This is a genomic window from Enterococcus sp. LJL98 (assembly GCF_054871745.1).
On record NZ_JBTXLU010000001.1, the window covers coordinates 678,849 to 701,599 of the forward strand.

At 38.3% G+C, this 22,751-nt stretch carries 16 protein-coding genes and 1 other annotated feature; of the genes, 3 read left to right on the top strand and 13 right to left on the bottom strand.

The annotated features are described in order from the left end of the window. Window positions 1-19: 19 nt before the first annotated feature. The gene (locus ACYSNO_RS03175; RefSeq protein WP_461729608.1) at window positions 20-730 is read left to right on the top strand and encodes a gamma-glutamyl-gamma-aminobutyrate hydrolase family protein; all 711 of its coding nucleotides are present in this window, start codon (window positions 20-22) and stop codon (window positions 728-730) included. Window positions 731-826: 96 nt separating this feature from the next. Here the strand turns inward: ACYSNO_RS03175 and ACYSNO_RS03180 are convergent, their stop codons facing one another. The 8 genes from ACYSNO_RS03180 to zapA all read right to left on the bottom strand — a co-directional run bounded on the left by ACYSNO_RS03180 (window position 827) and on the right by zapA (window position 9,857). Continuing rightward, the gene (locus ACYSNO_RS03180; RefSeq protein ID WP_461729609.1) at window positions 827-1,858 is read right to left on the bottom strand and encodes an alpha/beta fold hydrolase; all 1,032 of its coding nucleotides are present in this window, start codon (window positions 1,856-1,858) and stop codon (window positions 827-829) included. 12 nt (window positions 1,859-1,870) lie between these two features. Beyond that, entirely contained in the window at window positions 1,871-3,136 is a 1,266-nt protein-coding gene (locus ACYSNO_RS03185) for an ABC transporter permease (protein WP_461729610.1), read from the bottom strand. Then, complete coding sequence (locus tag ACYSNO_RS03190) at window positions 3,129-4,028, bottom strand: ABC transporter ATP-binding protein (protein ID WP_461729611.1); 900 nt, start codon at window positions 4,026-4,028, stop codon at window positions 3,129-3,131. The genes ACYSNO_RS03185 and ACYSNO_RS03190 overlap by 8 nt, the downstream gene beginning before the upstream one ends. A gap of 60 nt (window positions 4,029-4,088) precedes the next feature. Continuing rightward, window positions 4,089-5,903, bottom strand: coding sequence for an excinuclease ABC subunit UvrC (uvrC, locus tag ACYSNO_RS03195; RefSeq protein WP_461729612.1), 1,815 nt, complete (start codon window positions 5,901-5,903; stop codon window positions 4,089-4,091). 112 nt (window positions 5,904-6,015) lie between these two features. Then, window positions 6,016-6,330, bottom strand: a complete 315-nt coding sequence (trxA, locus tag ACYSNO_RS03200) for a thioredoxin (RefSeq protein ID WP_461729613.1) — start codon at window positions 6,328-6,330, stop codon at window positions 6,016-6,018. 77 nt (window positions 6,331-6,407) lie between these two features. Next, complete coding sequence (locus ACYSNO_RS03205; protein WP_461729614.1) at window positions 6,408-8,771, bottom strand: endonuclease MutS2; 2,364 nt, start codon at window positions 8,769-8,771, stop codon at window positions 6,408-6,410. Window positions 8,772-8,847: 76 nt separating this feature from the next. After that, complete coding sequence (locus ACYSNO_RS03210) at window positions 8,848-9,396, bottom strand: CvpA family protein (RefSeq protein ID WP_461729615.1); 549 nt, start codon at window positions 9,394-9,396, stop codon at window positions 8,848-8,850. Window positions 9,397-9,416: 20 nt separating this feature from the next. Continuing rightward, a complete protein-coding gene (gene zapA, locus ACYSNO_RS03215) occupies window positions 9,417-9,857 on the bottom strand; it encodes a cell division protein ZapA (protein WP_461729616.1) in 441 nt (146 codons plus the stop codon). A 438-nt stretch (window positions 9,858-10,295) separates the two neighbouring features. On the opposite strand from zapA, the gene rnhC reads away from it, so the two are divergent. Next, window positions 10,296-11,222 carry a ribonuclease HIII gene (gene rnhC / locus ACYSNO_RS03220; protein WP_461729617.1) on the top strand — a complete coding sequence of 309 codons (927 nt, stop codon included), beginning with the start codon at window positions 10,296-10,298 and terminating at the stop codon, window positions 11,220-11,222. Then, window positions 11,219-12,325, top strand: coding sequence for an NAD(P)/FAD-dependent oxidoreductase (locus tag ACYSNO_RS03225; RefSeq protein ID WP_461729618.1), 1,107 nt, complete (start codon window positions 11,219-11,221; stop codon window positions 12,323-12,325). Before rnhC ends, ACYSNO_RS03225 begins: the two co-directional genes overlap by 4 nt. 190 nt (window positions 12,326-12,515) lie before the next feature. Here the strand turns inward: ACYSNO_RS03225 and ACYSNO_RS03230 are convergent, their stop codons facing one another. From ACYSNO_RS03230 to ACYSNO_RS03250, 5 genes are all read right to left on the bottom strand, one after another. After that, a complete protein-coding gene (locus ACYSNO_RS03230) occupies window positions 12,516-13,367 on the bottom strand; it encodes a MetQ/NlpA family ABC transporter substrate-binding protein (RefSeq protein WP_461729619.1) in 852 nt (283 codons plus the stop codon). An 85-nt stretch (window positions 13,368-13,452) separates the two neighbouring features. Further along, window positions 13,453-13,685, bottom strand: a binding site (T-box leader). Window positions 13,686-13,743: 58 nt separating this feature from the next. Beyond that, a complete protein-coding gene (locus ACYSNO_RS03235) occupies window positions 13,744-14,190 on the bottom strand; it encodes an NUDIX hydrolase (protein ID WP_461729620.1) in 447 nt (148 codons plus the stop codon). A gap of 409 nt (window positions 14,191-14,599) precedes the next feature. Further along, window positions 14,600-18,310, bottom strand: coding sequence for a MucBP domain-containing protein (locus ACYSNO_RS03240; RefSeq protein ID WP_461729621.1), 3,711 nt, complete (start codon window positions 18,308-18,310; stop codon window positions 14,600-14,602). Window positions 18,311-18,796: 486 nt separating this feature from the next. After that, window positions 18,797-20,104, bottom strand: coding sequence for a hypothetical protein (locus tag ACYSNO_RS03245; RefSeq protein ID WP_461729622.1), 1,308 nt, complete (start codon window positions 20,102-20,104; stop codon window positions 18,797-18,799). A gap of 35 nt (window positions 20,105-20,139) precedes the next feature. Continuing rightward, window positions 20,140-22,614 carry a Spaf_1101 family AAA-like ATPase gene (locus ACYSNO_RS03250; RefSeq protein ID WP_461729623.1) on the bottom strand — a complete coding sequence of 825 codons (2,475 nt, stop codon included), beginning with the start codon at window positions 22,612-22,614 and terminating at the stop codon, window positions 20,140-20,142. Window positions 22,615-22,751: the final 137 nt, after the last annotated feature.

Genomic DNA, 22,751 nt, shown 5'->3' on the forward strand with positions numbered 1-22,751 from the left:
TTTCAGGGGGAAGCAAAATATGAAGCCAAAAATCGGCATTGTCGGAAATGAAAAATTTATCTCAACAGAAAAAATTGATTTTTGGATGTCTTACACAACAAAAGGATATATCGACGGCATTCAACAAGCAGGTGGCCTACCATTTATACTACCGATTGGTGAGCCGACGGATGCAAAAGCGGCTATCGACACCCTGGATCGTCTGATCATTGCCGGTGGCCAAGATATTCAACCACAACTCTATCAACAAGAACCCTCTCGTTTTTTAGGAGAGACGAATCCTGCCAGAGATGAGTTCGAACTCGCATTAATTTTAGAAGCTGCCAAACAAGAAAAGCCCATTTTAGGGATTTGTCGTGGCATGCAATTGCTAAATGTCGCTTTTGGAGGATCACTTTGCCAAGATCTATCGCTTCATCCAAGCGCGACATTGCCCCACGTACAAGAACAAAGTATGAACGAACCTAGTCATCTAATTTCAATTGCTCCAAAAAGTTGGTTAGATTCTTTCTTACCTTCAACGTACCTTGTCAACTCAGCACATCATCAGGCCATTGATCAATTGGCGAGTACTTTTAAAATCAGTGCAACAGCGGCAGATGGCGTCATTGAAAGTATCGAAGCAAAAGATAGTCAGAAGAAAATACTTGGTGTGCAGTGGCATCCTGAATTAACACGTGACAAAATTGCACGCGAACAAGCCATCTTTGATTATTTTATTCACTTCTAACAAAAGCATTCAAAAACTGGTCCCTTGCCACAATTTTTGCACAAAAAAGTAGAATCGAAAAAGGAGCCGATGACTTGTTGTCGTCGACTCCTTTTTTTATTCGGATTCAAAGAAGGATAAAATTCTTTGATAGACCAAATGCTTCTCTATTTCATTTAGGACCTCGTGTTTCATATTTGGATACTCAATCACTTCAATATTCTGATATCCGATGGCTGCTAGCGTTGCCTTTGTATCCGCCAACCCTTTTTCTCCGCCGGTAATTTTTATATCTTCGGCGCCACTTAGGCTCAATATCGGGAGGGCGGGATTCTGGCAAGCAAAATGTTTCAATTGCTTCAACTCGTAATCTGCTTCCCAAATGGTTCGAACGCCAAGGTTGTCATAGCCAGGAATCATTTGTGGATCTGTTTTCACTTTTTCAAGCTCTTCCAAATCATTGGTCAACCAACTGCTATCTTCGTTGCCATAACCGGAAAGTTTTTTCAATAACCAAGAGTGCTGATCTTCGCCAACAAACTTATTGGCAAAATCGGCTAATTTTAAGCCGACGGGAGCTAATTTTTGATAAGAAACCGTTCCGGTTAAGAGTAATTTTTCAATTTTTTCGTCATGTTTTTGCAAATAATTCCGCGCTAAAATGGAACCGAAGGAATGCCCGTATAAATAAACAGGAATTTCTGGAAATTGCGTCTGGATAAAGTCCGTAATCGCGACTTGATCAGCGACCATACGTTGAATCCCAGGCATATGTCCCAGAGGATTTTGTGCATTGGTTGATTCTCCATGTCCACGGTTATCACTCGTAACGACGAGATAGCCTGCTTGAGCTAGGTAGTTGGCAAAATCTTGATAACGATTTTTATGCTCTAAAATCCCATGAATCACTTGAACGATTCCTTTTGGCGAACGTCCTTCTTTTTGTGTGAGCGTCAAAGCCAAAGGCAGGCCATCATCGGTCACTAAAAAGCAATCCCTTTGCCTTAATTCACCCGGACGCCCCGTGCGGTTTTTTGCGACTCCCAACTTTTTTTCTTCTGGTTGATTGCGAAATAAGAAATAAGTCAACCCGACACTTGCACCGACGACACTCAAGGGGATGAGTGTTTTTTTCCATTTCTTATGCATTCTTGTGACCTCCTAAGCCATTTTTTTCTTTTGATTTTTCATCAAGGTAATCGATTGTTTTAAAGCTGCCCAAATGCCATTGTCATTGTAAATCAGAACATTGGCTTTATACATTCTAGCCGAGAACATGATTAAGGTGAAAATACTCAAAATTAAAATACCAAGTGACATCAAAACTTCACCTGTGGAAGCTAAATCATTCGCCAAGCGAATTGGCATCGAATAGGAAGATAAGAACGGAATATAAGATGTCACGCGAACGACTAAGTGATCGGGATTTGCCATGCCTAATGACAGACCAATCATATAACCAGCTAAGGAGAGGTAGGTGACGGGCAAGATGGCCTTGCTAACGTCTTCAACCTTACTCACCAATGAGCCACAAAGTGCGGCCAAGACTGCATAAATTAAAATACCTAAGAGTAAATAAAGAATCGTGTAAGCAAAGAATTCACCGAGAACTTGACGAATGGAAAACTCTGCTAGAAAGGCTTTGACTGTTTCATTTGACTTCAGCCAATAAAAACTAACACCGAAACTCACCGCGTAGACAACAACTTGCGTGAGGGCGACAAGCAAAATACCTGCTAGTTTGCCATAAAAATGACTGCGCGAGGAGACGCTCGATAAAATGACTTCCATGATACGAGTACCTTTTTCTGAAGCGACTTCTTGAGCGATAATACTGGCATAAGTAATAATAAAGATAAAGAGCAAAATTGTTGTACCCATACCCAAAATCAACCGGATTCCAGTAAAATCCTCTTCTAACTGGATTTCGCCACCCTCTGAAATCGAAATCTTTTGAACAGCTAAGACTGCTGGTTCATTCAACGAAGCGACTTCTTCTGGAGCCAATCCGAGTGCGGTTGCCCTTAACGAAGATTGCAACTGATTGAGTTGTTGGTTTAGTTCCATCGTTAACTGGGAAAGGCTATCGGGGCTAAGTAATTCACCTGATACATGGTCTTGTGCGACCGAAAGGAATAATAAACCATCAATTTCTTCCGCTTTCAGTTCCTCTTCCCCTTTTTCTTTCGAATCAAAAACCACAAATTGGTCCTTTAACAGCGAAACTGCTGGTGAGGCTAAGACAGAAGATTCTCCTTGTAAGACAAGACCAATTGTATCTTTTTCTTCAAGCGCATCGTCGGTTATTTTCCCAATAAAGTAAATCGCGGCAGCCGCAAGAAAGGGAATCACTAACATGACTAAGAAGGAAACCGACTTGACATTCTTTTTATACACATCTTTGGTAATAATCCAAAACTTATTCATTGCCTTCACCTACTTTCTGTTTGAATATTTCTTCTAAAGTCGGTGGTTGTTGATTAAACATTGGGATGTACCCCTCTTGGGTTGCTAAACGGAAAATTTCTTTTCCAACCTCTGGATTCGTTAAGGTGATTTCGAGTGAACCATCTTCTCTTGTCTGAACGGCCCGGACACCTTCTAATTCTACGAGCTCTTCCAATTTCAGATGAGACTCTAAGAAAACTTTGGTTCGACCAAAAGACTCACGAATCTCATGAACGACGCCATTGAGCGCTGTCTTTCCATTATTTAACATCAATAAATGATCACAAATTTTTTCGACGTGATCCATGTTATGACTTGAAAAGATAACACAAGAACCTTTTTCTTTCAGCGATAAAATCCCTTCTTTTAAAAGTTCGGCATTAACCGGATCCAACCCGCTAAAAGGTTCATCTAATATGATTAATTCCGGTTCGTGAATTAATGTCGCAATGAGTTGGACCTTTTGCTGATTTCCTTTTGACAAGGTTTTAACTTTATCCGTTTTTTTCCCTTTCACTTGGAAACGTTCCATCCATTCATCGATTTTCGGTTCAATTTCTTTTTTACTTTTCCCTCTAAGTTCTGCAAAATAAATCAATTGATCGCGAATCGATACTTTGGGATATAAGCCCCTTTCTTCTGGTAAATAACCGATTATATTATAGGCTTCTTTCCCAATTTTTTTGCCTTTCCATAACACTTCTCCTTGATCGGCTTCCAAAAAATCTAAAATCAAGCGAAAAGTTGTTGTTTTTCCTGCACCATTTTGACCAATCAGTCCCATGATGGTACCGGGTTCTATTTTAAAAGATAGTTGATCGACGGCACAGTATTCCCCAAACGTTTTCGTTAATGCTTTTACTTCTAACATCTTTTCCCTCCTCTTTCGTTCTCATTCAAAAATGCCTACTTCAAGGATAACATACTCTTTTTATTCTGTACTACTGCTTTCGGCTGATTTTTCCGTTTCTTCGGCATGAACTTTTTCATAAACCTGAACTGCTGTTTTTTGCGGAATCCCCGCAGCGACTAATTCTTCTACCGTTGCCTGCTGAATTTTCTTAAAAGACTTAAATTTCTTTAACAATAATTGTTTCCGCTTTGGCCCTAACCCTTCGATACCATCTAAACGAGAAGCAAAGCTAGTCTTACTACGCAATTGTCGATGGAAAGTAATGGCAAAGCGATGCACTTCATCTTGAATTCTTTGCAACAAAAAGAATTCAGGTGATTGACGTTTCAGACCGACAACTTCCAATGGTTCGCCAAATAATAATTCACTGGTTTTATGTTTATCGTTTTTGGCTAATCCTGCAACAGGAAGGTCAATTCCTAATTGATTGACTAGGACATCTTTCGCAATTTCCACTTGCCCTTTCCCACCATCAATCACGACTAAATCAGGTAAAGGCAGTCCTTCTTTAAGCACCCTGGCATACCGTCGATAAATGACCTCCTGCATAGAGGCATAGTCATCTGGTCCAACGACGGTTTTAATCTTATATTTACGATACTCCTTGCGAGCCGGTTTCCCATCAATAAAGACCACCATTGCCGAAACTGGATCGGTTCCCATAATATTTGAGTTATCAAACGCTTCGATACGAATGGGTGTTGGGATATTTAAGGCTTCCCCTAATTTTTCAATGGCTCCAATCGTTCGTTCTTCTTTTCTTTCAATCAGATCAAATTTTTCCGTCAGTGCGATTTGGGCATTTTTACTTGCCAAAGCGACCAGTTTTTTCTTTGCCCCACGTTGCGGCTGTAGAACTTTTGTCTTTACAACTGCTTCGACGCTTAATTGATCAATATCTTGTGGAATCAACACTTCTTTGGGAGTAAAATGTTCTGCTTTTTGATAAAATTGCCCAATAAAGGTTAAAAAATCTTCCGCCCCCTCATTGTAAAAAGGGAATATGGAAACATCTCGTTCAATGAGCTTGCCTTGACGAACAAAGAAGACTTGGACGCACATCCAGCCTTTATCGACGGCGTAACCAAAGACATCACGGTCGATCAAATCGGTTTGTGTCATTTTTTGTTTTTCCATCACCGTTTCAATCGCCCGAATTTGGTCTCGATATTCTGCCGCCTGTTCAAAAGCCATCTCCTCCGCAGCTTTTTGCATTTTAGCGGTTAAATCGGCTTCAATTTGTTGATAATTGCCACCAAAAAATTGTTTAATTGCCTCTTTGATTTCTTGATACACAGCCGGCTCAACCTGAAAATAATAAGGACAGAGGCATTGCCCCATATGATAGTACAAGCAAGGACGTTTCGTATTCCCTTTCCCGCATTTAACGAGCGGAAAAAGCCGATCAAGCAATTTCTTAATCTCATTAGCTGCCCCGACATCCGGATAAGGACCAAAATATAAAGCTTTATCTTTTAAAACCTTACGAGTAATTACTAGACGAGGATAGGTTTCGTTCGTAATTTTAATAAAAGGGTAGGTTTTATCATCTTTTAGCATGATATTGTATTTGGGATCATTTTGCTTGATTAAGTTAATTTCTAGCAACAAGGCTTCGACATTTGATTCTGTCACGATGTACTCGAAATCAACAATTTCACTTACTAAACGCGTCGTTTTTGTATCATGACTTCCAGTAAAATACGAACGAACACGATTTTTTAGAATTTTAGCCTTCCCGACATAAATAATCGTCCCATTTTTATCTTTCATCAAATAACAACCGGGCTGATCGGGGAGTAAAGCAAGTTTATGTTGGATTTGTTCATTCATTGCGTTCATCCTTCTTTGAATTTTCTTCTATTTTATTATACCACGAAGTCTCTTCTGACGAAAAAAAGAGCCTAGCATCTTAGGATACTAAACTCTTTTTGGATTGCTCAGCTTATAAATAAGGCGCAATCATTGCTTTTAATTGTTCTTTATTTTGTACACCAATGGCTTTTTCAACAACTTCGCCGTCTTTTTTCAAAATTAATGTTGGGATACTCATCACGCCAAAAGAAGCGGGTGTTGCCGGATTGGCATCGACATCCATTTTTGTAATTTTAAAAATGTCTTCATCGTATTCTTCACTTAATTGATCTAAGATTGGTCCTTGCATCCGACAAGGGCCACACCATTCTGCCCAAAAATCAATTAACACTAAGCCTTGGTCTGTTTCTTGTGCGAAAGTCGCATCTGTAATTTCTTTTGCCATGTTATAACCTCCATTTACTGTAAAAAGTATAGCACCTAATTCTCTTTTTGCCTACCCACATGCTTGTTTTTAAAGGGTTACTTAAAAGTCACAATCGTCGCACCATTTCCGCCTTGATTCCCTGGCGCAAATTCAAATTGCTTGACGTTCCGATGATTTTTTAAATAATCAACGATCCCTTGACGTAAGACTCCCGTGCCTTTCCCATGAACAATCGTCACTTGCGGATAATTCGCTAACAGCGCGCTGTCAATGTATTGATCGACTTCTGCTAAGGCTTCCTCAAAACGTTTGCCTCGTAAATCTAGTTGTGGCGAAACGTGCGATGCTTGACTCGAACGAACAGTTGAAAGTACTTGACGAGGCGCTTTGGCTGGCGCTAGTGGTTGAATATCTGCTTCAGCAACCTGCATTTTCAAGATCCCCAACTGTACCTGCCATTGATCATCTCCCATTTTCTTCAATAGCTCCCCACGTTGCCCAAATGATGTGACCATGACTTCATCGCCAATCTTAAGTTTTTTCGCTGCTTTTGCTTTTTTCAGCACTTTATTTTTTTGCAAGTGATCTTCCGGATGACTCAACTGGCTTAATTTACTTTTTGCGTCGATTAATTCGTGTTCTTTCACCGGGACTTGGCTGCCAAATCGTTGCATTTGACGAATTTCCGCAATAATTTTTTCAGCTTCTTCTTTTGCTGCTTCAATCAAAGCATTCGCTTCTTTGCGTCCTTTTGCGAGCTCTTTTTCACGTTCCTCGTAAAAATGACGGTGCGCAACTTCTAAATCCGCTTGAATCTTTTCGGCTTCTTCTAACGATTGACGAAGTTCCAGGTATTCGGTTTCCGCCATTTTACGCCGATTTTCTAAATCACCAATCATTTCATTCAAATCTTGGCTTTCCCCGTCAATGATTTGCTTGGCTGATTGGATGATTAAAGGACTTAACCCTAACCGACTAGAAATCTCAAATGCGTTACTCCGTCCAGGTACGCCAATCAGTAAGCGATAGGTTGGGCTTAAGGTATCCACGTCAAACTCCATCGAAGCATTGATTGTATTTGGTCGATTATACCCATACACTTTAAGTTCTGGGTAATGCGTGGTTGCCATCACATAGGTTGATCGCGCGCCCATCTCATCCAAAATTGCAATTGCAAGCGCCGCCCCTTCTTGTGGGTCCGTTCCGGCACCTAGTTCATCGAATAAGACTAAACTTTTTTCATTCGCCTGTCTTAAAATATCAACAATATTTGTCATATGCGAAGAAAACGTCGATAAGTTTTGCTCGATCGATTGCTCATCACCAATATCGGCAAAAATTTCTTCGAAGATGCCCATTTGACTTTCTTCAGCCACTGGAATGGGTAAGCCTGATTGGCCCATCAGTTGTAACAAGCCTAAGGTTTTTAACGTAATGGTTTTCCCGCCTGTATTTGGACCAGTAATGACAATTGCTTGATAGTCTTCCCCTATAACAATGTCATTAGCTACTACGCGTTCAGCCGGAATCAATGGGTGTCGCGCCTGCTTAAAGGTTACCTGATTGTGAACGTTCACTTCTGGTACCAGGCTCTTCGTTTCTTTTGCAAAACGTGCTTTCCCGTTCATAAAGTCAAACTTCCCAATCACATAAGCGTTATGAATAATTTCTTTTCGTGAAGGAACCAACTCTGCAGAAAGTTCCGATAAAATTCGTGCCACTTCATTTTTTTCTGCTATTTGATGCTGCCGTAAACGATTGTTTAATTCCACAATTTGTTTGGGCTCGACAAAGAGGGTTTGTCCCGAAGCGCTTTGATCGTGGACCACGCCCCCAAAAACACTACGATACTCTGCCTTAACAGGGATTACATAGCGTTCATTTCGCATCGTCACAATTGCGTCACTTAAATAGCGCGCATTCTTACCGCGAATCAAACCATCAAGTGCTTCTCTGATGCTTTGTTCACTACGACGCACTTGATTTCGAATTTGGCGCAACGTATCGGACGCCTCGTCTGTCACTCGCCCCTCTTCATCAATCGCTGTTTTTAAGCGACGAGTTAAGACAGGTAAGTGCGTTAGTTGCTTGGCCCAATCATATAAACGTGTAAACGTAATTTCACTATCCGCTAACTCTTCAATAAAACGGCTAACCTCACGAGTCGTGGTCAATACGCGAGTGACTTGAGCGAGCTCAAGACCATTTAAATCAGCGCCAATTTCAATTCGTTTCATATGCGGTCGGATATTTTCAATTTTAGGAATGGGAATGCCACCACGTAAACGTTGCACTTTTAAAGCATCCGCTGTTTCTTCCAAACCGGCACGTATTATCGTCTCATCACTCACTGGTACGAGTGCTGCGAGTTCTTCTTGTCCTTGGGCCGTTGCTAAATACGGCACAAGCATTTGTTTGACTTGTTCATACTCAAGTGTTTTTAAAATACGTGAATTCAAGTCTCTCATCTCTCTCTCTTTCTAAAATTAAAAAGAGTAGTCGTCAGTTAAAGCAAGCGAGCTACTCTTGATTCGACTACTTTAATAAGTCAACAATCCACATCTGATGAAAATAATTTGATAAAATAGGACTTTTTTCCACAATCCAACGCGGCAAGCTTCCGGCTTTAAATAATCCTTGAATCCCCTCAATCGGAATGAGCGTTAACAATTGGAAAAATAAAAAAATCCAAACATAGGCAATCATTAGATTGAGCACACCCGCAACCAACCAATCAACGGAAGGTATCAGATGCACATAACGCAGGCCACTTGCAAAGATGCCCACTAGTTTGGTTACTAAATAGCCTAGAATTAAAAAGCCGATAAAAGCAACCGCGGCATAGTAAGGTTTATCTAAATCAAACGACTGTTCTTGCGTGAAGAAAACCATTTTTGTGTCTGGTGAAACGGATAAATAAGGTAACAATAAAGCGATTTTTTCGCCCCACGAAACAAACAGGCTTTGGGCAATTAAAAAAGACAATAAAAATCCGCCAGAATACACTAATTGTAAGGCCACTCCCCTACGACTTCCGCTGTAAAATGCCACTAATAAAATCAATAAGATGATTAGGCCAATCATTGCTCAACTCCTCTTTTCTGCTAACGTTTTGCGCTTTTATTTTGAATGGTTCTTTTACGTTCTTCATTTAAAATTTGCTGTGCCTCTACGTGATTACGAATCTCGACCTCACCACGTCCTGTCCGTTCTAACACTTCTTTTGCTTCAACTTCGATTGCCTCAATTCGTTTTAAGCGATTCTCAAGTTCTAACGATTTGATAGCTTGTTCTCTTAGTTCCACCATCTTTTCTCGCAATTGTAACAACTCTTCTTGTTTCTTCAATTGATCCGAAATGGCATTGATTGCTAATAAAATGGCGGCTTCTTCTTGACTTGTTTGGGGAGCCATTTGACGAATTTCTTGCAATTGATCATTGACCAATTTGGTGACTCGATTCATATGCTGGTTCGTTTCTTGCCCAATAATCGTATAGGATTGATTTGCAATGACTGCTTTATATCTTGTTTTTTCTTTTGCCATTGAAGCTATTCCGTCGCCAAAAATCTATAAATCTTTCAAATCTGACGAGACATGCGGTCAGATGGGGATTGATTGCTGCGCTTGCGCTGCATCTATCAAATTTTTTGTTCGTCTTTATAGATATTACATGTTTTGGCGAAACGGGTTCCCTCCTTGTTCCTCTCATATTTACGAGAACGTCAATGTTGTAACCGACATTGACGTTTCTCAATTTCTTCTTTTTATTTTGTCGATCACTTCTATTTATAAGACGAACCGACTACTGATGTCATGGATTGATTTTTTACAAACTTTGCCTACTTGTTACCAACTTCCTCAAAACTACTCCTAGACATTATAAAAGAAATTTTGCTTTTTTGCTACGTGCTTTCCCCTTTTCTTTGATTATTCTTCATTTTTGTATGGTAAACTAGAAAAAAACAGAGAAAGAGGATGTCTATGAGTCACGTTGTTATCCAATTACCAAAAAATCAACTTGCAAACATGCAAAGTTTTTATGAAAAGGAACGCTTAAACAAAAACGTTCCATATACCCAATTTATTGCCAAAAAAAACGGCACGACGATTACGGCCTATACTTCGGGCAAGGTCCTGTTCCAAGGTTCCCAAGCAGAAGCAGAAGCGAGTCGTTGGCAAAACCTGGATCGGACATCAGATGAGAGAAAAGCCAAACCGACAAGTGCCTTACCAAAAGATCTCGCGTCACAAAGTTGGGTTGGCAGTGATGAAGTAGGAAATGGCAGTTATTTTGGTCCGCTCATCGTCTGCGCAGTTTATGCATCCGCTGCAAACTTGCCACAATTAAAAAAACTTGGAGTAAAAGATTCAAAAATGCTAACCGATCACGATATTCGCGCTTTAGCACCCAAAATAAAAGAAATCGTACCTTATCGCTTGCTTGAGGTCACGCCAACCAAGTATAACGAAATTCAACCGAAATACAATGCCGTTCATATGAAAGTTGCCTTGCACAATCAAGCCATCCAATTGCTATTGAAGCAAATTGCACCTGAAAAACCCGAAGGTATTCTAATTGATCAATTCACGCCGGAGGGGAACTATCGGAAATATTTAAAAGGTGAAAAAACACCAGTAACCGATAAGCTTTACTTTGTTACACAAGGGGAACAGTATCATTTGGCCGTCGCAGCCGCCTCTATCTTATGTCGGGCGCAATTTTTAGAAAGTTTACAAAGTGCTTCAAAAAAAGTTGGCCATCTCTTGCCTTCAGGTGCAGGAGCGAAATCAGACCAAGTTGCTGCTAAACTCTTACGCGAAGGAGGCATGGCCTTATTGGCGCAACATGCCAAACTACATTTTGCCAATACCAAAAAAGCACAAAAATTAATGGAGGGCGCTATATGAAAAAAATCGCCATTATTGGAGGTGGCATTATCGGTCTGACCCTTGCCAATTATCTCGACAACACACAATTTCAAGTTACTCTTTTTGATGATGAAGTTGGGCAAGCCACCAAAGCGAGTGCGGGGATCATCTCCCCTTGGGTTTCAAAGCGCCGGAATAAAAAATGGTATGAACTTGCAAAAGACGGTGCCGCTTTTTTACCCAAGCTCGTTTCTGATTTCCAACTAGATACAACCATCTATCGACCGTCAGGCAGTCTCATCCTTCGAAAGGAACAGGAGTTAGACGCTTTATACGCTCTTGCGGAAACAAGAAAGAGCGATGCACCTGAAATGGGTGATTTGACACTTTTAACGAAAGAGGAGACGCACCAAGCACTCCCCTTACTAAAAGCAGTCCCTGCCTTAAGAATTAGCGGTGGCGGTCGACTCGACGGTCAAGCCTACTTGCAACACTTAAAAAAAAGAGCGACTGCACGCGGTGTTCAAACGATAACAGCACGTGCCTCACTGACGAAAAAACAAAATGCCTGGCAAGTAACCACAACCTCTCAAAACAAGCACTTTGATCAAATCGTCATCACAGCCGGTCCTGCCTTGAAACCATTACTCGAACCACTCGATTACCAAGTCGATATTCGCCCGCAAAAAGGGCAATTGCTAGAGTTTCAAACCGATCTCCATGCTAGCACGCATTGGCCGGTCGCGATGCTTGACGGGGAGGCCGATCTGATTCCCTTTGAAAACGGAAAAATCTTAATTGGTGCTACCCACGAAAATGAAGGCATGTGGGACTTAACACCGACCAAAGCTGCCTTCGAGCAACTGTGGCAACATAGTCAAACCTTTTTGACCAATCCCGAACAATGGTTGCAGTTTCCCTATCGTTATCGTGTCGGAACCAGAGCTTATACCTCTGATTTTGCGCCCTTTTTTGGTGCTGTTCCCAATGACCCCACACTCCTTGTCGCAAGTGGTCTTGGTTCTTCAGGCCTCACCGTTGGCCCACTTATTGGCTACTTACTTGCCCAAAAGCTCAATCAAGATCTTTGGGACGTGGCGCATTATCAAAAACCGATTGAAACATACATTCAACCGACTTAACTCTCGTACGACGCTTTGCTTAATTCAAAAAAAGGCGATAGAAGTCTAAGTACTGAAGCGCCCCTAGAAAGTTCGATTTTCAATCTTACTTTTTAGGGGCGCTGTCTAGGCTTCTATAACCTTTTTTTATTTGTCATTTAAGTAGGAGAACTTCCTACCTTTTTATTGTTCACCCTTTTTAGGCTGGCCATTAAAATAAGGGTACCACAGCACCTTGATAATTCTCATTGATGAAATCACGAACTTTATCTGTTCTTAACGCGTCAACCAAGGCTTTAATTTTTGGTGCGGTAGCATCTTGTTCACGAACGACCACCACATTCCCATAAATTTCTGCGGCTTCAGAATCGATTGCTTCGGACGCTAAAGAATCTTTTTCAACATCGAAGCCACCTTCTAACGCGTAATTTGCATTAATTACCGCAAAATCAACGTCTTGAGCAGAACGTGGGACTTGTGCTGCTTCTAACTCAACAATTTCAAGATTGTGAGGATTTTTTGTAATGTCATTGACCGTCGCAGTCACGCCAACGCCGTCTTTCAATTCAATTAAACCATTTGCTTCAAGTAACAACAAAGCCCGCCCGCCATTCGTTGCATCGTTTGGAATTGAAACTTGGGCCTTTTCTTTTACATCGGCTAAGTCCGTTGATTTTCCAGGGTAAATACCTAAGGGCTCAAAGTGAATTTTCGAAACTGCCGTAATCGTTGAGCCTGACTCTTCTTTGTAACTTTCTAAATAAGGCGTGTGTTGAAAGAAGTTTGCATCGACATCGCCCGCATCTAACGTTGGGTTAAATAAAGGATAATCGTCTAACACTGTAATCGCCAAATCATACCCTTGTTCTTTTAAATCCTCTTTAACTTGCTCCAAGATTTCAGCGTGTGGTGTCGATGTTGCTGCAACTTTAATCGTTTCGAATGGTGCTTCTGAAGAACCGCTTGCTTCTCCTGCTCCTTTTTTCTCATTTCCACAAGCAGCCAATCCGACTAGTGCTGCTCCTAATAAACTAAGTTTCATTACTTTATGCCATTTTTTCATGTTTAAAAACCCCTTTTTCTTCATGTTTTTCTTAATACTCATGCCGAGAAAACAAAAAAGCCCCTCTACTAGCCAAAATGACTAGTAAAAGGACGAATGATCGCGGTACCACCTTTTTTTAGAAGTTTACACTTCTCTCAACCCTACATATTTTCATAGATAGGTGTTCAAGATAACGATTGAACCTTTCGAAATCGTCTACCTATCGACGATTTATCCTTCAAGACCATCTTCATCTTTTCTCGTATCGTTCTTTTCACCAACCAGAACGTCTCTAATAAAACTTGAAAAAATTACTCTTCTTTGCATCGGATGAATATTTAAGTTATCTGTACTTTACATGAGAAGTTTCTCATTGTCAACTGTAAAACGACAATTATTCTTGATTAATCAAATGAATGATTGTCGTTTGATTGCTCTTTTCGACTAATTCTTGCAAAACAAGAGGTTTTAACTGACTTATTTCAGTAACAGGCAGCCAATGAATGGTTTGATTCGCGAAATCTTGCCCTTGGTAAGCTTCTCGAATAAGGACGTCTCCTTGAAAGACAAAGAGAAGTTCATGAAAGGATTGATCCAGTTTGAAAAAGTTTTCAATCACCGCAAAGAATCTCGGGTTTTTTAATCGCTCACCGATTTCCTCTTGCATCTCTCTTTGGAGTGCTTCCATACTTGTTTCACCAAATTTCATTCGCCCACCAGGTAAACTTATCGATCCATCTGGGAAAGTTGAAACGAGCAATTGCTCTTCATGCTGAATCCACGCGGCCACTCGAATATTTAGCTTTCCAAGAGGCAGTGGAATGGTTAGGTCTTGGGTCATAAGGGGGGCCTTTCTAAAAAATGATTTTTTAATTTTATCCGTTAGCCGAGAATACTCGTGACTTTAGTCATGAGAGGTTCAATGTCTCGTATTAACCATGAAATGATATCAGATGCGAATAAAAAAATCAAACAAAATCCCAAAGTACTTGTCCCTACCAAGCAAATCATTTGAACGGCGGGAATAAATAGGTTTGTATCCAAGGCAATCATCAGCATCATCGACAAACAATCTTTCATTCAAATATATCGCATCAAAAAAAAGAGAAGTCAATGACTCTTTGGGGGTTGTAAAAAAAGTGTTGGTAAGTGGCAAGGAACCACCAATCAACACTTTTTTTCTTGTGATGTTCGTATGATTTTTCCGAAGTTTTCCAGAAAAGAAACGATCATTTATTTAAGAAAAAGGATCATTTATGACTTTTTTCTTGTCTCTTTCTCACTAAGAATACAAATAGTAACAGGAGAATTCCAAGAATCAGTAAGAATGGCTCTGTTGCTTCATTGGTTTGCGGCAACCGGCCAGTCGAACCACCAGTTTTCGGTAATTTTCCTGTAGGTTTCTTGACGTCCGCATTTCCTTTGGGTACGTCTTTCTGATAAAGGTAAATCACGGTTTGCGCTTTTGAAGTAAAGGTGCCACTTACCGGTCCCTGAACCGATTGAAACGTGTACCCTTCAATGTTTTTTTGTTTGGTTTCATAAGTTTCACCCACATTCCCTGTTAATTTCTCTGCGGGGGCTAGGCTTTGTCCGGTTTCATCTTCGTAGCGAACGGTGATGGCCTCGCCTGCTTCAACCATTTTTGTGTAAATATAAGTTACGGTTTGCGCTTTTGAAGTAAAGGTGCCACTCACCGGTCCTTGAACCGATTGAAACGTGTACCCTTCAATGTTTTTTTGTTTGGTTTCGTAAGGTTCACCCACATTCCCAGTTAATTTCTCTGCAGGGGCTAGGCTTTGTCCGGATCCATCTTCATAGCGAACGGTGATGGCCTCGCCTGCTTCAACCATTTTTGTGTAAATATAAGTTACGGTTTGTGCTTTTGAAGTAAAGGTGCCACTCACCGGTCCTTGAACCGATTGAAACGTGTACCCTTCAATGTTTTTTTGTTTGGTTTCATAAGTTTCACCCACATTCCCTGTTAATTTCTCTGCAGGGGCTAAGCTTTGTCCGGATTCATCTTCGTAGCGAACGGTGATAGCCTCGCCTTTTACGACGTCAATAAAGACGCCTGTTTTTAAGTTTTCAATCGGCATATAATTATTTGCCGCTGCGGCAATATTCATATAAGCTGCTCTTTGTGCTGCAGGAATGGTCGTATCTTGCAAAGCTAGAGAGAGGTCTTTCGGTGTTTTTAACGGCAGGTTGATGAGTAGGGATTGACGATCCAAAATCTCTCCTTTTTTCTGAACAATTTTAAAAGACTGGATTTCAGTCCAATTTTGAACCGCTTTTTCTTCAATCCAATCAGGTGAAACTGCCTTCGCGTGGTTTTTCAAAGGTTCGAAACTCTCCGCATATTTTGTATGAACATCTAATTCGCCCACCGTTTGAATCTGACTTTCTTTCGAATAATAAACATCAAATTTTTCCTCCTGGTTCTTGAATTGAATAGGGCCAGTCAAACTCAACATGTACTTACTTTGACGTTCTTCTAATGTGACAAGTCCATAATCATCTACTTGCGGTAGCATTCCCATCACTATCAAGTTTTCCAAAGATTCATCACTTGTATCGTTTAACTTAATCTGATAATTCAAAGTCGTATCCTTGCTTGATTTTACAAGTCTTTGAGCATCAAAATGTTCGAAGCCACTTTCTAAATCAAGTGCAAATGAATGATTGCCTGAGTATGTGGTTGAGCGAGCGGACGCATAGACTTTTTCATCTTTTTTGCCATTATTATTTAGATCATTTTGATCTTCAATAATCGTTGTTGCCAAATCAAAAATTGTTTCGTCTACTGATTCAGGAACTGAAATTTTTTCAGTCGAATCGATCATCGTATACAATTCAAAGCGACTTGTGGTTAACATCTTCTTATCTGCTTGGACTTTAAATTGAGCTTTTAACTTTTTAGCAATTCCCAAATTTTTACTTTGATAGCGAATTTTAACCAATGTTTGTTGCGTGCCCTGATAGCGATCAGTCACTACCTCGGTTTGATAATCTTCTCCCTCACCATCTAAATAAGTCAGTCCATAAGGCAGTAAGACATACGACTCAAAGGTTCCTTTCATTCCGGCTAACGAGGTTTTCAAATTATTTAAGGTCACTGTTACTTCGTTTTCTCCGAGTTTCACTTGATTGTTTTGATTGAGTTCTATATTTTGCGCAAAAATTCGTGGCGCATCTTCGCCGTATTCAACAACTTTTGCAGAACGCTTACTTAGAATTTTTTTCCAAGCATCTGATTGGCTATAAAATTTTTGTTCTTCGTTGTCATAGACACCTTCGTCCGTATAGGTAAAATCAACTGAGCCAAGCCCAACACTATTTCCAACCCCTTTTACATGCATCGATGGTTGAATCGTTACTTCACCAACATAGCCTGTTTTTGGTGTCGTATAAAAGAAAAATCCTGGGCGGTTTAACATTCCAGCAGGGATTTTAGAATAATCGAGGGTCACTCGTTTAATGGTTTTTCCCTTTAATTGTTCCTTATATGGTGTTTGAGTAAAGTCATACATCTGATTGGGTTGGACATCTTCAATTAGGGTCAGGCTTGTTTGATCATCAAAAGTCACCTTTAGATGATACCTTGGCTGTGATGTTAATGGTTGTTCCTCTGCTAGACCTGGTTTATAAATCGCTGGGTAAGCATAAAATTGTTTGAATTCTTGATTTCCATCAAAATCGAAATGCAATTCTAGGACATCGGGGTCTCTATGTATATTAAGGGCATGACCCACACCATTATACATCCGCCAACCGAGTAACGCATCTTGATAGACGGTAGGGTTCGCATCGGATAAATCTGAATGGGTTGCTCCTTTGCCATCACTTGGTCCGTACCAATAAGCACCATAGACCGAACCCTCTAAATAGGGTGGATCTGTTTTTTCGCTTCTGGTGATTGAAACGGTTGCCGCATAAGACTTAGAATCATGGGTCCCATCAATAAAAGCTGCAGAAACCAGCACTTCTCCCGTTAACTTTGAAAAAACTTCTGCATCGTCATTAATGCGTACATTTAATTGGAATGCTCGTGCAAAAAGAACGTCGGTGGCTGCTTCTTGTTCCAGAAGCGTTGGATTGTCTATTTCCCATTGTAAAACTTTGCCATTTTCTGAAACAGTGGTCGGTTCAGGCGTTTCCCCCATCACCCTTTGAAAAACAGCATCTCCTTTTAAGGTATAGGTGATTTTAAGTTTTTCACCTTCTTTCAGATACTTCACTCCTGAAGCGCGTTTTGGTACGTGAACATTAAATTCCCATTGAGTTTCATCCCCCACACGCGGCGCAGCAATTGGTTCACTTGCGCCAATCGTTTCGCCATACTTAGTTGATACAGCCAACGTTGAATCACTCAAAATCTCTGTTTGTGACGATTCTGAAAGGAGGGATTCTCCTGTTCCTTGATTCTTCATTTCGGCCTTGATTGATACTTTTGTTCCTGACGGAGAGACACCATTTTCGGTAGGTAAATAAAGCGTCGTCTGAAACGTTTCCCCCTTTTTTAAAGATTCCAACGAATAAATCAATTTGTTTTCTTCCTGTTTAGGCGTCACACCTAGTATTTTCAATTGATCCACGTCAATCTTGGCTAAAGAGCCCTCCGAAAAACCCAATAGATACAGCACTAGTACTTGATTTTGGGCAGTCTGTTCTTCATTTGTCACTGCATTTTGGTAATGCACATTGAAAGGAACCGCCTCTCCCGCATAAACCGAACTTGCAACGGCTCCTACACTTAATTGTGTCAAGCGATAAGGCATTACCGCCGATTCCTCATTCTCCGCTTTTCGAAAATCTTGTGTTTCATTTACTTGTGAAGTCTCAAATGTTTGCTCATAATGATTTTCGTCTGCTAGAACACCCACTGGCACAGAAAAAGAATGCATCAATAACAAGCCGCATGCTAGCCATGGATAGATTGATTTACTTTTCTTTTGCATAACGATTCACACTCCCATTCTCAATTTTAACAAATGACATTTTTTACCATTAACCTTAGCGATCTTTGATTTAAAACTAATGGTCCTACACTTCTATTTTATAGAAGGCGCTCTCATGGAACAATTTTATTTTTTACAAAATAACTAAAAAAATAAAATAAGTGCTTTATGCTAAATTCTTACTTTTTAAATGGTTCTGAAGGGCGTCCGGTAAAGCAAAAGTTCTTTCATTCCAGTTTTTCTTGTAACAAAAAAGCTGAACCCCATCATATCAAGGGTTCAGCTCACTCTTTCACTCTATTCTTCTTCTTCGGTCATGAATTTAAGTTAATGATGACTCGTTGAGAATAGCTATGATTACAACACTTTATACATATATTATCTCTTGTTTTGATGATACGTTGGGATTGATTCGGATGTTAATCGTATTCAAAACCGTATTCAAGTTGCGTGGCGTGCTTTTGATTGGAAAGCTCATAATCGTTTTTAAATAGGACGCAATACTCCTTCTGATACAGCTTGTTCTACTGAACCGAATTTTTTTCTGATTATTTTTGAGGTAATAAAAAACTCCTTATATGTTTCTTGTCCTTGAAAGATAAATTCTTGAAAATGATTTCTTACGTGGTTTTTTAAATCCAAAACACTATTATAATGTTTATAATCACGATAGCTATCTATGTACCTCAAGAATGATTCAAACAATCTCTCTTGATCAAAATAAGTATCGACAATAAAAGAATACTTTGAACCACCCAAATAGTATTGAGCTATCAACTTTAACAAAATAAATTGATCCTCAGACAAGATAAACCACTTCTCATCTAACATCACTGGCGTTTCAGGGTTTTCATAATCATATTGAGTATCCTTTGATAGATTCTTAATGTAGTTTCCAGCGATTACAACTAACATATCAGTCACCCGTAGTCCAACTACTTGACTGGAATCACAATCGTCAAGTATCCGACCAAAAGACAGTTCCTCAAAATACTTTTTATCTATCCCACCATCTAGATAAAGTTTCACATTAGATGAATCTAATTCTTCTGTAATCTTTTTTTCATCTAGCCATAAACTCATATCATAAGTAATTTTATTCCAATCAAAAGTTATCTTTTTAGAATGACTTAGGTTGTAATGCTTTGTATTCTTTATGATTTTAATAATTTCTTTGTAACTTTTTAATTGAGAGACCATTCTTCTGTTGTTTCTATTATGATTAACAATCTCTTGCATGCCGTGTTCTATTTTCCAAAGTATCTCTTTTACAGTTGTCTCAGGGTCAAGGAGTTTACTGATAACCTCTTCTTTAGCTTCTATGCTTAAAAATTTTGTAATAATATATTTTAAAGCTCGAATATCTGGGTATAGTCTTTTATTGTCAATTAAATACAGCCAGTTTAGTAACTTGGAATCTACAATTACAGACATTTTATTAATGGAAAACAATAAATTATCTGTATCATATTTAAATAACAATCTAAAAAAATTGGAATAAAATTTAACATTTCTAGGTTTTAATGATGCTACACCGTACTTAAAGTTTCCTTTTACAATTATACTACCTTTCAATTCTCGATCTGGGTTTTGAGTAGACATTAAATACTGTTTTTCTAATACTTCATACTCAACAGAAAAATTTGGTAGATCATCATCTGATATTCGCCAAACATTTCCGATATAACCAAATATTTCATCTGTACCGTAGGCAAGTTTATTTTTCATTGAAAAAGGTTGACTCAAAGTAAATGTTTCTTGAGGTCCTTTCTCATCCATAAATACTGAATACAATATATTCCCTCCTGTTCAATATATTATTTTATAAATCATTTAATCGTTCCATACAGCCAATTCTTTCTTGAAAAGGCTATATCTCCTCCTTCAAGTTTATTAATAATAGCCTTTAATATTTGCTGTTCCTTGCAATAACCTTTTTTCTCAATCCAACCATTTTTTGAATTTGAATCCATAACATAGACCAACTCTGATGTACTATTAACAACAATAGTCGAATTATGAGAAGCAATAATGATCTGTCTGTTTTTCTTTAAATTTCTAAACATATTCACTAGATTATCATAGATGTACTGGTTATCTAGATTATCTTCAGGCTGATCAATGATAAGTGGGGAATAATCTTGAATAAATTCACTAAAAGACAAGATAAAGTTTAGCATAGTCACTACCTTCTGCCCCATTGATAATGAATATATCGCTTTATATTCAGGTTTTCTTTGATCCATCCCTGTTCTATTATTAATATTAAATTCAATATTCCATATGTCTACACCATTATAAAAACGTCTGAGTTCTTCAATTATAAATTTAGATGATCGTATTACACAACGACTGATCTTTTCAAGAACCTGATATATCACTTCTTTAGTTTCTAATTTATTATATCCTAATTCAAAAACAATTTTGTTACTCATTTGGTAGTCTTTCATTGAAATAAACTCTATAATACTTTCAAATTTTTTTTCTTTTAATAATTTTACTAAATTAAATACTCCTACATCATTTGATAGATCATCTAAATATTGGATGATTCCTCCAAATGAAATAGCAAAACCATAAAAACTTTTATCAATATTTGTCCTTGTTGCATAAATTATATCTTTCCAAGAGAAATCAAAATCGGTAGTTTTGTTTTGGCTATACTTTATTCTAAGAATCCCATCCTGTGTATTGTTATATTTATAGATTTGATTCAACATTATTTTTTCTTGATTAGATAGCTTTTTGTCAATATTGTCAATTGCAGTTAGAATACTTTTCCATTCATCTTTAGGATTAATTATAATTTTTTTCTTTAAGATATTATCTCCCTGAACCATTCTTTTTATAAATATATTAATAGAATCGTCATTTTGGGCACTATTAACTAAATCTGATATAGAAAATTTTCTAGTATATATCTTATCTAACAACTCTTTCCGTCTAGTTACTTCACGTACTTTTTTATTACTTTTTTCCCATACCTGTATTCTTCCTAGAACCTCTTCTCTTCTTAACCTATCAAAACTTAATCCTGAATTCAACTCAAAATATCTATCTCTAAAAATCATGTTATTTTCAAATGTACTGTTCAGGGAACTTATATAATAATCTTTTTCCTTGTAAATAAAATGAACACATAAGTCTCCTTGAGGTAAAACAGAATCAAATATCTTTTCATTTGAAATCAATTGCGAAATTAAAAATTCAAGCGTATTAAGAACTGTACTCTTACCCGATCCCCTTCCTCCTATGAATGAATTCATATATTTCGAAAATGTAAAAACAACTCCATCTTTATTTGACTCTTGCGCCTTTAAAAATGTTGCACCTTCGATATATAGCCCTTTAACATAGATTTCAGGATGTTCTGTAATATCAAAAGAAATAGAATTATCAAAATCATTGAATGCATAAAGTATCGTATTAAAATTAACTGACTGTCCTTTTAGCCAAAATGGTTTTTTTCCTAGTTCCTCCAGCGTATGTGAATCTTCGTCTAATATATAGTTAAATTTTCTTTCTGTTATAGAGGTAATCTTGTTTTGAATCCACTCTTGCTTTCCCATGTCAGATAAACCGATTACATTCATTACCGGATTGGAAAACAGCTCTCTCTTGTAGGTGCCACTTAAAAACTTGAAATCTTTAAATAAATCAGATGTATTAAAGTGAGCTATATATGCTATTGCTCCAATATCAATAAAGTACTTTATAACAAGAAGCGAAGGTAAGTAAGTTCCATCTTTAGAAATTATATATTTTTCTAACCATTCTTCAGCTAATTTTAACATCTTGGACTGAAACTGATTATCTATAATCACTACAACATGATGTTTATCTGAGCAACTTATTTCAATTCCATAAAAAACTTGTGGGATTGATGTTTTTAAACTTTTTTTATTTATTTTAAATGCTTCTTTTAATTTTTTTACACCAGAAAACGTATTATGATCTGCCACTACTACGATTTCAAAGTTATTGTCGGATAATTTTTTTGCCATTAAACAATACAACGCCAGTTCTTTACCATCTTTAAAAACTTTATTTTCATCACTTATTAATAGATTATCCAAACTCTGGCTATATTCTTCAAGGTCTATTGGGATACCTATTTTATTCATTTCTGTCACAATCTGATAATCAGATATAACTTCTAAATCTCCTCTTTCAAATAATCCATAGTCATATGATGCAGGAGTATGAATATGGAATACTGTTTTCTTATATACTCCTCCTTGACTTCCACGTTTTATATACTCTGAATCTATTCTAGATATCATTTTTGAAACTCTCGAAGACATAATATTACAACTCCTATATTTTTACACAACATTTTGGGACTCCTCTGAGCAATCATTTGACTTCACATATATAAACTAATCCTTCTTTATGATCTTTACTTTACTGATATATCAAGATGCTAAGCATCTTAATATTA

Bases quoted from the DNA above. Each gene is read 5' to 3' on its own strand.
- ACYSNO_RS03190 (WP_461729611.1), bottom strand. From the start codon at position 4,028: ATGTTAGAAGTAAAAGCATTAACGAAAACGTTTGGGGAATACTGTGCC.
- rnhC (WP_461729617.1), top strand. From the start codon at position 10,296: ATGAGTCACGTTGTTATCCAATTACCAAAAAATCAACTTGCAAACATG.
- ACYSNO_RS03240 (WP_461729621.1), bottom strand. From the start codon at position 18,310: ATGCAAAAGAAAAGTAAATCAATCTATCCATGGCTAGCATGCGGCTTG.
- zapA (WP_461729616.1), bottom strand. From the start codon at position 9,857: ATGGCAAAAGAAAAAACAAGATATAAAGCAGTCATTGCAAATCAATCC.
- ACYSNO_RS03225 (WP_461729618.1), top strand. From the start codon at position 11,219: ATGAAAAAAATCGCCATTATTGGAGGTGGCATTATCGGTCTGACCCTT.
- uvrC (WP_461729612.1), bottom strand. From the start codon at position 5,903: ATGAATGAACAAATCCAACATAAACTTGCTTTACTCCCCGATCAGCCC.
- ACYSNO_RS03230 (WP_461729619.1), bottom strand. From the start codon at position 13,367: ATGAAAAAATGGCATAAAGTAATGAAACTTAGTTTATTAGGAGCAGCA.
- ACYSNO_RS03185 (WP_461729610.1), bottom strand. From the start codon at position 3,136: ATGAATAAGTTTTGGATTATTACCAAAGATGTGTATAAAAAGAATGTC.
- ACYSNO_RS03250 (WP_461729623.1), bottom strand. From the start codon at position 22,614: ATGTCTTCGAGAGTTTCAAAAATGATATCTAGAATAGATTCAGAGTAT.
- ACYSNO_RS03235 (WP_461729620.1), bottom strand. From the start codon at position 14,190: ATGACCCAAGACCTAACCATTCCACTGCCTCTTGGAAAGCTAAATATT.
- ACYSNO_RS03175 (WP_461729608.1), top strand. From the start codon at position 20: ATGAAGCCAAAAATCGGCATTGTCGGAAATGAAAAATTTATCTCAACA.
- trxA (WP_461729613.1), bottom strand. From the start codon at position 6,330: ATGGCAAAAGAAATTACAGATGCGACTTTCGCACAAGAAACAGACCAA.
- ACYSNO_RS03210 (WP_461729615.1), bottom strand. From the start codon at position 9,396: ATGATTGGCCTAATCATCTTATTGATTTTATTAGTGGCATTTTACAGC.
- ACYSNO_RS03180 (WP_461729609.1), bottom strand. From the start codon at position 1,858: ATGCATAAGAAATGGAAAAAAACACTCATCCCCTTGAGTGTCGTCGGT.